Source organism: Amycolatopsis sp. cg9 (assembly GCF_041346945.1).
Lineage (GTDB): Bacteria > Actinomycetota > Actinomycetes > Mycobacteriales > Pseudonocardiaceae > Amycolatopsis.
Genome location: NZ_CP166850.1, coordinates 391083 through 404664 on the forward strand (window position 1 = coordinate 391083; position 13582 = coordinate 404664).

The 13582-nt window shown below is 74.6% G+C and carries 1 protein-coding gene and 1 pseudogene; both read right to left on the reverse strand.

Annotated features, from left to right (window positions below; genetic code table 11):
- Window positions 1–22: 22 nt before the first annotated feature.
- Window positions 23–8299: a type I polyketide synthase gene (locus tag AB5J73_RS01735; RefSeq protein ID WP_370972857.1), complete on the reverse strand. Its 8277-nt coding sequence runs from the start codon at window positions 8297–8299 to the stop codon at window positions 23–25.
- Window positions 8296–13572 (reverse strand): annotated as a pseudogene (locus tag AB5J73_RS01740) (type I polyketide synthase); the annotation flags it as partial. The gene AB5J73_RS01735 and the pseudogene AB5J73_RS01740, both read right to left, overlap by 4 nt.
- Between the last annotated feature and the right edge of the window lie 10 nt (window positions 13573–13582).

The window sequence follows — 13582 nt, forward strand, 5'->3', positions numbered from 1 at the left end:
CGTGGGGTCGGCGGGGCGGCCGCTAGTGGACCTCGGAGTCCTGGTCGATCAGGGCGAACAGCTCTTCGTCCGTCGCGGTGTCGAGGCCCGCACCGGTGCCGCCCTCGTCACCGGTCCGCGGGTAGAGGGTGGCAAGCAGCACTTCCAAACGGGTTCTAAGCGCCATCCGCGTCGCTTCCGCCGGTTCGCCGGTGGCGAGACCCGCTTCGAGCTGGGCCAACGCGGTGAGCGCCGGATCGGCCGCGCCGGCTTCTCCCCGGCCCAGTTCCGCGAGGAGGAAGCCGGTGAGAACCTGCGGGTCCGGGTAGTCGAAGATCAGCGTCGCGGGCAGCCGGAGGCCGGTCGCGGCGGCCAGGTTGTTGCGCAGCTCGACGGCGCTGAGGGAGTCGAACCCGAAGTCGCCGAACCCGCGTTCCGGGTCGACGGCGTCCGCGGACGCGTGCCCGAGCACGGCCGCGACCTGCGTCCGCACCAGGTCGAGCAGGACGGCTTCCTGCTCTTCGGCGGGCACCTCGGCCAGCCGGGCGGCCAGCGCGCCTTCCTCCGGCGCGGCCGACGGGCGGCGGGCGCCGCGGATGAGCCCGCGGAACAGCGGGGGCACCGGGCCGCCGCCGATCCGCTGCCGCATCGCGGCGAGGTCCAGCTCCATCGGGAGCAGCACCGGCTCGCCCAGGCCGAGCGCGGTGTCGAACAGCGCGAGCGCGTCGGCCGTGGCCAGCGCGCCGAAGCCGCCGCGGTTCATCCGGCGCTTGTCGACGTCGGTGAGCTCGCCGAGCAGGCCGCTCGACTGCTCCCACAGGCCCCAGGCCAGCGACGTCGCCGGCAGGCCGCGAGCGTGCCGGTGGCGGGCCAGCGCGTCCAGGACGGCGTTGGCGGCGGCGTAGTTGGCCTGCCCGGCGTTGCCGAGCGTGCTCGCCGCGGAGGAGAACAGCACGAACGCGGCCAGGTCGAGGTGCTCGGTCAGCTCGTGCAGGTGCCACGCCGCATCGGCCTTGGGCCGCAGCACGGTCGCGAACCGCTCCGGGGTCAGCGAGGCCACGACGCCGTCGTCGAGGACGCCGGCGGTGTGCACGACCGCGGTCAGCGGGTGCTCGGCGGGGATCCCGGCCAGGAGTGCTTTCAGGGCTTCGCGATCGGCGGCGTCGCACGCCACGACGTCCGCCTTCGCCCCCAGGCTGTCCAATTCGGACACGAGGGCGGTGATACCCGGCGTGTCCGGTCCGCGACGGCCCGCGAGCACGAAGTGGCGGACGCCCTTCGCGGCGAGGTGCCGGGCGAGCAGGCCGCCGAGGGTGCCGGTGCCGCCGGTGACGAGCACGGTGCCGTCGGGGTGCCACGCCCGCGCGGCCGCCTCGCCCGCCGGGACGCGGGCCAGGCGAGGCGCGAAAGTCTCGCCGTCGCGCAGCCGCACCTGGGGTTCGCCGCCGGTGAGGGCCGCGAGGATGGCGCGGCCGTCGAGGTCGCCGTCGAGGTCCAGGAGCGTGAAGCGGTCCGGGTTTTCGGCCTGGGCGGTGCGCACGAGACCCCACGCGGCCGCCAGGGCGACGTCCTTATCCGCACCCCGGGTCACGAAGACCAGCCGTCCGGTGGACCAGTCCTGCACGGTCCGGAGCACTTCGGTGGTGACCTGGTGGACGTCGTCGCCGGTGACCGGGAGGAACGTGAAGTCCGCCGGCTCGCCGCCGGTCTTGACGACGGCTCCGGCACTGCGCAGCGCCGCCGCCAGTGCCGGGTCGCCGAGGACCGCGCAGGTGGCCGCGGGCACGGCCCCGGTGGCGGCGGGCGCCCAGTCGAGGCGGAACAGCGACCGGTGGTACTCGGCCCGCGCTTCGATGCCCGCCGCGGAGATCGCCCGCAGCAGCAGGGATTCCGCCGACGCGACCGGGCGGCCCTGTGCGTCGGCGACGGTCAGGCTGATCGTGTCCGGCCCGGCCGGGGCCAGCCGCACCCGCAGGCTCGCCGCCCCGGACGTCCGCAGCACCACGCCGTTCCACGAGAACGGCAGGTGCCCCTGTCCCTTCGCGGTGACGAAGTCGCCGAGCCCGACGGCGTGCAGCGCGGCGTCGAGCAACGCCGGGTGCAGCCCGAACCGGACGGCGGCCTCCTGCTGCTCGTCCGGCAGGGTGACGTCGGCGTAGACGGCGCCGTCGAGCGACCAGGCCGCGCGCAGGCCCTGGAACGCGGGGCCGTAGCCGAAGCCGTTGTCCTGCAAGCCGTCGTAGAGCCCGGTGACGTCGATCTCCGTGGCACCCTCGGGCGGCCAGGTGCTCAGGCTGCCCGGTGCCGGGGCTTCGGGCGCGAGGGTGCCGGTGGCGTGCAGGCTCCAGGCCTGGTCGTCGTCGCCGGTGGCCGAGTGCAGGGTGATCGGCCGCTTGCCGTCGTCGTCCGTCGCGCCGACGGCGACCTGGACCCGGACCGCGCCCTTCGGCGGCAGGACCAGCGGGGCGGCGAGGGTGAGTTCCTCGATCGCCGCGCACCCCACCTCGTCGGCGGCGCGCAACGCCAGCTCGACGAAGGCGGTGCCGGGCAGCAGCACGGTGCCCTGCACGGCGTGGTCGGCCAGCCACGGGTGCGTCTTGACCGACAGCGACCCGGTGAGCAGGCACCCGCCGGTGCCGGGCAGGTCGACGGCCGCGCCGAGCAGCGGGTGGTCCGCGGCGGCCAGCCCGGCGGCGGTGACGTCGCCCGCGTTCCAGGAAGGCTCGACCCAGAACCGGTCGCGCCGGAACGCCTGCGTCGGCAGGTCGGCTTTCCGGCCGGCGGGGAGCACGCGCGTCCAGTCCGGGGTCACCCCGCGGACGTGCAGCCGGGCAAGGGCGCTCATCGCGGTCCGGACCTCGTCGTGGTCCTTGCGCAGCACCGGGATGGCTCCGTCGACCATGGCGCTCAGGACGGCGTCCGGACCGATCTCGACGAAGGTGCTCGCGTTCGTGGCCTTGACCGCGTCCGCGAACCGGACACACTCCCGCACCTGACGGACCCAGTAGTCCGATCCATCTTCCACAGTGGACACCCACGGAATGACCGGCTCGGACATGCTGAACCCGTCGATGGCCGCCGCGAACTCCGCCAGCATCGGCTCCATCAACCCCGAATGGAACGCATGACTCGTATTGAGCCGCTTGGTCTTCGCGAACTTCGCTGCATACTCGGTCACGGCAGCTTCTTCACCGGACAACACCACCGAATCCGGCCCGTTCACCGCCGCCAGCCAGACACCCTCCGGCAGCTCGATGTCCTTTTCGGATACTTGGACCGCGATCATCACGCCACCCTCGGGCAACGCCTGCATCAACCGCCCCCGCGCTCCAACCAACGTGGCCGCGTCCTCGAGACTCAGCACCCCGGCCACGTGCGCGGCCGCGATCTCCCCCACCGAGTGCCCCACGACGACGTCCGGCCGCACACCCCACGACTCCAGCAGGCGGAACAACGCCACTTCCACCGCGAAGATCCCCTGCTGCGCGAGATCGGTGTCCGGCGCTCCCGAGAGTTCCTTGACCCGCGGGTCCAGGTACGCACAAGCGGCGTCGAACGCCGCCGCGTACACCGGGAACGCCTCGTACAGCTCCCGCCCCATCCCTTCCCGCTGCGACCCCTGGCCGGTGAACAGGAACGCGGTTCGCCCGCTCACCGGCGTCCCCTGCACGACGGACCGGTGTGCCCGCCCTTCGGCGAGCGCCCCCAGCCCCTCGAGCAGCTCGTCTCGATCAGCGGCGACGACCGCGGCCCGGTGCTCCAGGGCCGCGCGCCCGGTGGCCAACGTCCAGGCGACATCCCCCAGCGGCAACTCCGCCGCCTCACGCGGCTCCGCCGCTTCACGCAGCTTCGCGGCCTGCGCCCGCAAGCCCTCGGCATCCCGTCCGGACACCACGAACGGCACGGGCCCCAAGCGCCCCAATGTGGCGTTGGGTGCATCCAGCGCACCCAATGTGGCGTTCGGTGCGTCTGACGCACCGAACGCCACATTGGGGCGCTCCGGCTCCTCCAGGATCACGTGCGCGTTCGTGCCGCTCACCCCGAACGACGACACCCCCGCCCGCCGGACCCGGTCGGAGACGGGCCACGGCCGGGCTTCGGTGAGCAGCTCGACCGAGCCCGCCGTCCAGTCCACGTGCGGGGACGGCTCGTCGACGTGCAACGTCGCAGGCAGCACGCCGTGCCGCAGCGCCTGCACGACCTTGATCACGCCCGCGACCCCCGCCGCGGCCTGGGTGTGGCCGAGGTTCGACTTGAGCGAGCCCAGCAGGAGCGGCTCCGGACGGTCCTGCCCGTAGGTGGCCAGCACCGCCTGCGCCTCGATCGGGTCGCCGAGCACCGTGCCGGTGCCGTGCGCCTCGACGACGTCCACATCGGACGGTGCCAGCCGCGCGGACGCCAGCGCGGCCCGGATGACCCGCTGCTGCGCGGGCCCGTTCGGCGCGGTGAGACCGTTCGAGGCGCCGTCCTGGTTCACCGCGGAACCCCGCACCACGGCGAGGACTTCGTGCCCGAGACGCTGGGCGTCCGAGAGCCGCTCGACCAGCAGCACGCCGGCGCCTTCCGACCAGCCGACCCCGTCGGCGGCCGCGGCGAAGGACTTGCAGCGGCCGTCCGGGGCGAGCCCGCGCTGCCGGCTGAACTCGATGAACCCGGCCGGGGTGGACATCACGGTCACCCCGCCCGCCAGCGCCATCGAGCACTCGCCGGACCGCAGCGCCTGCGCGGCCAGGTGCAGCGCCACCAGCGACGACGAGCACGCCGTGTCCACCGTGAGCGCCGGTCCCTCGAAGCCGAAGGTGTAGGCGATCCGGCCGGACACGACGCTCGACGCCGTGCCGGTGCCGACGTACCCCTCGGCCTCGGCGGGGATGGTGGCCAGCAGCGAGCTGTAGTCCTGCGCCGAAGTACCGGCGAACACGCCGACCTTCGCGCCGCGCAACGCCGTCGGGTCGACGCCGGCGTGCTCGAACGCCTCCCAGGACGCCTCCAGCAGCAGCCGTTGCTGCGGGTCCATGGCCAGCGCCTCGCGCGGGGAAATGCCGAAGAACGCGGCGTCGAACTCGGCGGCGCCGTCGACGAACCCGCCTTCGATGGAGTACGTGGTGCCCGGCCGGGACAGGTCTGGGTCGAAGATCGCGTCGATGTCCCAGCCGCGGTCGGCGGGGAACGGCGAGATGGCGTCGGTGCCGGCGGCGACCAGCCGCCACAGGTCGTCGGCCGAGCCGATCCCGCCCGGGTAGCGGCAGCTCATCCCGATGATGGCGATCGGTTCGTCGTGCGCCACCACGGTTTCCGCGGCCGCGACCGCCTCGCCGTCGAGGAACGCGGCCAGCGCCGACGGCGTCGGGTGGTCGAAGACGAGCGTGGCGGGCAGCTCGCGGCCGAGGGCGGTGGCCAGCAGCGTCCGCAGCTCGACGGCGGTGAGCGAGTCGAAACCCAGCTCCTTGAACGGCCGGTCCGCGCGGATCTCGTCGGCGGAGGCGTGGCCGAGCACGACCGCGGCCTGCCCGCGGACCAGGTCGGTCAGCGCCCGGATCCGCTCGTGCGCCGGGGCCCCGGCCAAGCGGGCCGCCAGCGCCCCGGTCGGGGGTTCCGGCTTCGCGGCGAGCTCGACGAACCCGCCGGAGCCGGTGGCCTCCAGCCAGAAGCGCGTCCGCTGGAACGGGTAAGTCGGCAAGTCGACACGATGGGCACCGCTACCCGCGAAGTAGGCACTCCAGTCGGGGGTGACCCCGCGCGTGTGGAGCCGGGCGAGCGCGGCGACGACCGAACGCGCTTCCGGCCGTCCGGCGCGCAGGACCGCGACGGCCGCCGAGTCGGCGGGCAGGCAGTCCTGGGCCAGCGCGCTGAGCACGCCGTCGGGACCGAGTTCGAGGAACGTCCGGACGCCTTCGGTGTGCAGCGCCGTGACGCCGTCGGCGAAGCGGACCGTCTCGCGCACGTGCCGCACCCAGTAGTCCGGGCTGGTGAGCAGGCCCGGCGTGGCGAGCGCGCCGGTCACGTCGGAGATCAGCGGGATCCGCGGTTCCGCGAACGAGACTCCGGCGATAGCGGCGCGGAAATCGGCCAGCATCGGGTCCATCAGCGCGGAGTGGAAGGCGTGGCTCGTGGTGAGGGCCTTGGCCTTCCCGAACCCGGCCGCGACTTCGGCGACGGCGTCGGCCTTGCCGGAGAGCACCACCGACCGCGGCCCGTTGACCGCGGCGATCGACACGCCGTCGCGCAGGGCCGCGCGGACTTCTTCCTCGCTCGCGCGGACGGCGGCCATGACCCCGCCGTCGGGCAACGCCTGCATCAGCCGGCCGCGGGCCGTGACGAGCGTCTGCGCGTCCGCCAGGGAGAACACGCCGGCGACGTGGGCCGCGGCGATCTCGCCGATCGAATGCCCGAGCAGGTGGGCCGGGCGGACGCCCCACGACTCGACGAGCCGGTACAGCGCCACCTCGACGGCGAACAGCGCGGCCTGGGCGTACTCGGTGCGGTCGAGGTCCGCGCCGCCGTCGAGCACCAGCTCACGCACGCGGGGGTCGAAGCCCGCGCAGATCTCGTCGAACGCCGCCGCGTACACCGGGTACGTCCCGTACAGCTCCCGGCCCATCCCGGCGCGCTGGGAACCCTGGCCGGAGAACAGGAACGCGACTTCGCCCCCGGCGACGGCGTCCCGCACCACCTCCACCGCGGGTTCCCCGGCGACGAGCGCGCGCAAGCCCGTGCCGAGGTCTCCGAGCACGACCGCGCGCTCGCCGAAGTGCGCCCGGTGCACCGCCAGCGACGCGGCCAGATCGACCGGGTCGGCGTCGACGTCCAGGAGCCGCGCCGCCTGAGCGCGCAAGGCGGCGTCGGTCCGTCCGGAAAGGACGAACGGCAGCACGGCAGGCGCCGCACCGGGTTCCGGGACCTCTTCGTCCGGCGCCTCTTCCAGGATGACGTGGGTGTTGGTGCCGCTGACGCCGAACGACGACACGCCCGCGCGGCGCGGCCGGCCGGTCTCCGGCCAGTCCTTCGCCTCGGTGAGCAGCTCGACCGCGCCCGCGGCCCAGTCGACGTGCGGCGTCGGCTCGTCGACGTGCAGGGTCTTCGGCAGCACGCCGTGCCGCATCGCCTCGACCATCTTGATCACGCCGCCCACGCCGGCCGCGGCCTGCGTGTGGCCGACGTTCGACTTGAACGAGCCGAGCAGCAGCGGCCGGTCGGCGGGCCGCTCGGCGCCGTAGGTGGCCAGCACGGCCTGCGCCTCGATCGGGTCGCCGAGCACGGTGCCGGTGCCGTGCGCTTCCACGGCGTCGACGAGGTCGGACGTCAGCGCGGCGTCGGCGAGCGCGGCGCGGATGACGCGTTGCTGCGCGGGCCCGTTCGGCGCCGACAGGCCGCTGCTGGCGCCGTCCTGGTTGACGGCGGTGCCGCGGACCACGGCGAGCACCGGGTGCCCGAGCCGCCGCGCGTCGGAAAGCCGTTCCACGAGCAGCATTCCGACGCCTTCGGCCCACGCGGTACCGTCCGCCGCGCCGGCGAACGACTTGCAGCGGCCGTCCGGCGCGAGGCCGCGCTGGCGGCTGAACTCGATGAACCCGGCGGGCGTGACGATCATCGTGACCCCGCCCGCCAGCGCCATCGTGGTTTCGCCGCGGCGCAGCGACTGGACGGCGAGGTGCAGCGCGACCAGCGACGACGAACAAGCGGTGTCGACGGTGATCGCCGGGCCCTCGAAGCCGAAGGTGTAGGCCACCCGCCCGGAGGCGACGCTGCCCGCGTTGCCGCTGCCGAGGTAGCCCTCGACGATCTCGGGCACGGACGTCAGGCGCGCGGCGTAGTCCTGGTACATCACGCCGGCGTAGACGCCGATCTTGTGGCCGCGTACCGACGCCGGGTCGATGCCCGCGCGTTCGAAGGCCTCCCACGACGTCTCCAGCAGCAGCCGGTGCTGCGGGTCCATCGCGAGGGCTTCGCGCGGGCTGATGTCGAAGAAGCCGGGGTCGAAGTCGGCGGGGCCGGTCATGAAACCGCCCTCGCGCACGTACGACTTGCCGGGCGTCTCGGGGTCGGGGTCGTAGACGTCCCCGGCGGTCCAGCCGCGGTCGTCCGGGAACGCCGAGATGGCGTCGGTGCCGGCGGCGACCAGCCGCCACAGCTCGTCGGGCGAGGTGACGCCGCCGGGGTACCGGCAGCTCATCCCGACGATCGCGATCGGCTCGCGGTCGCGCTCCTCGAGTTCGTGCACCCGGCCGCGGGCCTCGCGCAGGTCCTTGGCGGCCTGCTTGAGGTAGTCGCGCAGCTTCTGTTCGTTAGACATCCGATGGCTCCAGGGAGGGGTGGTCAGGGGGTGCGCAGCTCGTCGAGGACGCCGAACAGCTCGTCGTCCGTGGCCGCGTCGATGTCGGCGGCCGGGCCGACGTCGGGCTCGGCGCTCCAGCGGGAGAGCAGTTCCTTGAGCCGCACCGTGATCGCCTCGCGCGCTTCGCCGGTGAACGGCGCCAGCACGGTTTCGAGACGGCCGAGTTCGGCCAGTGCGGGGGCGAGCGCCGGGGCGCCGTCCGTGCCGAGCCGCTCGGCGAGGAACCGCGCGAGCGCCGTCGCCGTCGGGTGGTCGAAGACGAGCGTCGCGGGCAGCCGCAAGCCCGTCGCGGCCTGCAGGCGGTTGCGCAGCTCGACCGCGGTGAGCGAGTCGAACCCGAGGTCGAGGAACCCGCGTCCCGGCTCGACCGCGCCCGGACCGGCGTGCCCGAGCACCGCGGCCGCCTGGGCGCGCACGAGCGTGAGCAGCACCCGGCCCCGTTCCGCCGGCCCGAGCCCGGCCAGCTGAGCGCGCACCGAGGTGTCGACGGCCGCGGTCCGCCGCAGCGGCGCCCGGACCAATCCGCGCAGCAACGGCGGGACGCCCTGGTCACCGCGCACGCGCAGGTCGAGCTGCACCGGCACGACCACCGGATCTTCGGTCGCCAGCGCGAGGTCGAACGCGGCGAGGCCGTCCTCCGCGGTGAACGCGCGGGATCCGGTGCGGCGCAACCGGTCCAGGCCGGTCGAGCCGAGCGTTCCGGTCAGCTCGCTGGTGTCCGCCCACAGGCCCCAGGCGAGCGACTGCCCGGGCAGCCCGTGCGCCCGCCGGCGCCGGGCCAGCGCGTCGAGGTAGGCGTTGGCCGCCGCGTAGTTGCCCTGTCCGGGCGTGCCGAACGTGCCCGCGGCGGAGGAGAACAGCACCAGATGCGCGTCGGGAACCAGCTCGTGCAGGTGCTCGGCGGCGTCCACTTTGGCGCGCAGCACGACGTCGATCCGTTCCGGTGTCAGGGTTTCGACGACGCCGTCGGCCAGCGCACCCGCGGTGTGCACCACGGCGGCGAGGTCGGGGATGTCGTCGAGGACTTCGGCGAGACGGGCGCGGTCGGCGACGTCGCACGCCACGACGGTCACCTCCGCACCCAGCGCGGTCAGGCCGGAGACGACGTCCGCGGCGCCGGGCGCGGCGTACCCGCGGCGGCTCACCAGCACCAGCCGCTTCGTCCCGTTCCGCGCGAGGTGCCCGGCCACCAGCCGGCCGAGCGTGCCCGTGCCGCCGGTGATCAGCACGCTGCCGTCGAAGGCCGGGGGGCCGGCCGGTTCGGCGGCCACCGGCGCCAGCCGCGGCACGAAAATCTGTCCACTTCGGACGGACAGCTGGTTCTCGTCCGCGGGCAGCTCGGCGGGCACCGGGTCGTCCGGGTGCTCCAGATCCAGCAGGACGAACCGGTCCGGGTGCTCGGCCTGCGCCGAGCGCACGAGTCCCCAGACGGCCGCGGCGACGGGATCGTCGGCGGCCGCTCCGGAAGTGACGAACACCAGCCGCCGGTCACTGTCCAACTCGGACTGGATCCGGGTCAGCACCGCGCCGAGTACCTCACGGACGTCCCCGCGGGGCACCGGCACGAATTCGGCGTCCCCTCGGGCACCGGGCGCGCCGGGCACCCAGTCGACGCGGAACAGCGGACCGGACCGCCGGGCCGCCCGCACCTGGCCGGGTGCGACGGGCCGCGAGGTGAGCGCGTCGATCACCGCGACCGGCGATCCGGCTTCGTCGGCGACCTCGACGGTCAGCGTCTCCGTGCCGGACGGCGTGAGCCGCACGCGCAGCGCCGTCGCGCCCGCCGCGTGCAGCCGGACCCCGGCCCACGAGAACGGCAGCCGCCCGGTGCCTTCGGTGTTCAGCGAACCCAGCGCGACGGTGTGCAGGGCGGCGTCGAGCAACGCCGGGTGCACGCCGAACCGCGCGGCCTCGCCGTGGTGTTCGCGCGGCAGCGCCACCTCGGCGAACACCTCGTCGCCGCGGCGCCAGACCGCCCGCAGGCCCTGGAACACCGGCCCGTACGCGAACCCGCGCTCGGCCGCGCGCCCGTAGACGTCGTCGAGCGGCACCGGCTCGGCGTCCGCCGGCGGCCACGACACGAGCCCGGTCGCCGGGACGGCGGCGCCCGGTGCGGCGAACCCGGCGGCGTGCCGCGTCCACTCGCCGAGCAGGTCGTCCTCCGGCCGCGAGTGCAGCGCCAGGGCCCGGCGCCCGTCGTCGCCGGCCGCGCCGACGGTGAGCCGGATCAGCACCGCGCCCTCGGACGGCAGCACGAGCGGCGCTTCCAGGGCCAGCTCTTCCACTTCGGCGCAGCCCGCCGCCGCGGCGGCGTGCAGCGCGAGTTCGACGAACGCCGTGCCGACCAGCAGGACCGTGCCGTGCACGGCGTGCTCGGCCAGCCACGGGTGCGACCGCAGCGAAAGCCTTCCGGTGAAGAGGAATCCGCCGTCGTCGGGCAGCTCGACCGCGGCGCCGAGGAGCGGGTGGCCGGCCTCCACCAGCCCCGCCGAACCGAGGTCCGCGGCCGCGGCGGTGGCCGGGAGCCAGTAGTGGTCGCCGTCGAACGGGTAGGTCGGCAGCGGGACGGTGTGCGCGCCGTCGAACGCCGTCGCCCAGTCGGCGGGGACGCCGCGCACGAACGCCTCGGCGATCGACCGCAGCAGCCGCGACCGGCCACCGTCGTCGCGGCGGAGCGAGCCGACCGCGACGACCTCGCGGCCCGCGTCCTCGGCCGTCTCCTGCACGGCGGTGGCCAGCACCGGGTGCGGGCTGCACTCGACGAAGACGCCGTGGCCGTCGGCGAGCAGCTTGCGCGTGGCCTGCTCGAACTCGACGGTCTGACGGAGGTTGCAGTACCAGTAGCCGGCGTCGAGCTGGGTGGGGTCGGCCGGGCGGCCGGTCACGGTCGAGTAGAACGGCAGCTCGCCCGCCCGCGGCCGCACCGGCGCGAGGACTTCGAGCAGCCGTTCCTCGATGGCTTCGACCTGCTCGGAGTGCGACGCGTAGTCCACGGGGATCCGCCGCGCGCGGACGCCGTCGGCCTCGCACCCGGCCAGCAGCTGCTCGAGCGCGTCGGCCGGCCCGGAGACGACGACGGAGTTCGCCCCGTTGGCGGCCGCGATCGCCAGCCCGGTGCCCTCGATCCGCGCGGTCACCGCGGCGACCGGCTGCGCCACCGAGACCATGCCGCCCCCGCCCGCCAGGCGCAGCAGCTCACGACTGCGCACCGCGACGACCATGGCGGCGTCCTCGAGGGACAGTGCCCCGGCGACGCACGCCGCCGCGATCTCGCCCTGGCTGTGCCCGAGCACGGCCGCCGGTTCGACGCCGTGGGCCCGCCACACCGCGGCCAGCGAGACCATCACGGCCCACAGCGCGGGCTGCACGACGTCGACGCGCTGCAACGCGGCTTCGTCGGACAGGACGTCGAAGAGCTTCCAGTCCACATGGGACGCCAGCGCGGCCGCGCACTCGGCCATCCGGGCCGCGAACACCGGTTCGGTGTCCAGGAGTTCCTGCCCCATCCCGGCCCACTGCGAACCCTGGCCGGGGAAGACGAACACGACCCCGCCCCCACCCGACGGCGTCCCTTCGACGACCGCCGGGTCCGGCTCACCGGCGGCCAGCGCGGCCAGCCCGCGCCGCAGCTCGTCGCCGTCCCCGAGGACGACGGCGCGGTGCTCCAGCACGGTCCGGGTGGTGGCCAGCGAAAACCCGATGTCGGCGGGCTCCCCGGCCACCTCCGCGAGCTGCGCCGCCCGCGCCCGCAGCGCACTCCCGGTCTTGGCGGTCACCACCCACGGCACGACCCTCCCCAAGCGCCCCAATGTGGCGTTGGGTGCGCTGGACGCACCGAACGCCACATTGGGTGCGTCTGACGCACCCAACGCCACATTGGGGTACTCCTCCAGGATCACGTGGGCGTTCGTGCCGCTCACCCCGAACGACGAGACCGCGGCCCGCCTCGGGCGGTCGGAAGGCGGCCACGCCCGGGCCTCGGTCAGCAGCGAAACCGCGCCGGAGTCCCAGTCGATGTGCGGGGACGGCTCGTCGACGTGCAGCGTCTTCGGCAGTTCCCCGTGCCGCAGCGCCTCGACCATCTTGAGGACGCCCGCGACCCCGGACGCCGCCTGCGCGTGCCCGATGTTCGACTTGACGCTCCCCAGCCACAGCGGTGCCCCGGACCGGGACTGGCCGTACGTCGCCAGCAGCGCCTGCGCCTCGATCGGGTCGCCCAGCTCGGTGCCGGTGCCGTGCGCCTCGACGACGTCGATCTCGGCCGGCGTGAGCCGCGCGTCCGCCAGCGCCCGGCGGATCACGCGCCGCTGGGCGGGGCCGCTCGGCGCGGACAGGCCGTTGGACGCGCCGTCCTGGTTGATCGCCGAGCCGCGGATCACCGCGAGCACGGTCCGGCCCTTCGCGACCGCGTCCGAAAGCCGTTCCAGCAGCACCACGCCCGCGCCCTCGGCCAGTCCCATGCCGTCGGCCGCCCCGGCGAACGCCTTGCAGCGCCCGTCCGGGGCGACCCCGCGCTGGCGGCTGAACTCGATCAGCACGGCCGGGGTCGACATGATCGTCACTCCGCCGGCGAGCGCCATCGTGCACTCCCCGCGCCGCAGGGCCTGCACGGCGAGGTGCAGCGCCACCAGCGACGACGAACACGCCGTGTCGACCGTGACCGCGGGCCCCTCCAGGCCGAGGGTGTAGGCGATCCGTCCGGAAAGGACACTGCCCGCCTTGCCGGTCACCAAGTGGCCTTCGACGCCCTCGGGCGCGGACTGCATCGCGCCGCCGTAGTCGGAGAACCCGCCGCCGACGAACACACCCGCCTGCTCGCCGCGCGCCGACACCGGGTCGATGCCCGCGCTTTCGAAGGCCTCCCAGGCGATCTCCAGGAGCAGCCGCTGCTGCGGATCCATCGCGAGGGCCTCGCGCGGACTGATCGAAAAGAAGCCCGCGTCGAACTTCCCGGCGTCGCGGTGGAAACCGCCGCCACGCGCGTACGTCGTGCCCTGGCTGTCGGGGTCGGGGTCGTAGAGCGCCTCGACGTCCCAGCCGCGCTCGGCCGGGAACTCCCCGACGGCGTCGCCGCCCTCGTGGACCAGCCGCCACAGGTCGGCGGCCGAGCGGACGCCACCCGGGTACCGGCAGCCGGTGCCGACGACGGCGATCGGCTCGTGCGTCCGGTCTTCGAGGTCGGCCAGCCGCTTGCGGGTGTCGCGCAGGTCGGTGGTGGCCCAGCGGAGGTACTCCCGCAGCTTCTCTTCGGGGGTGTCCATCGTGGTA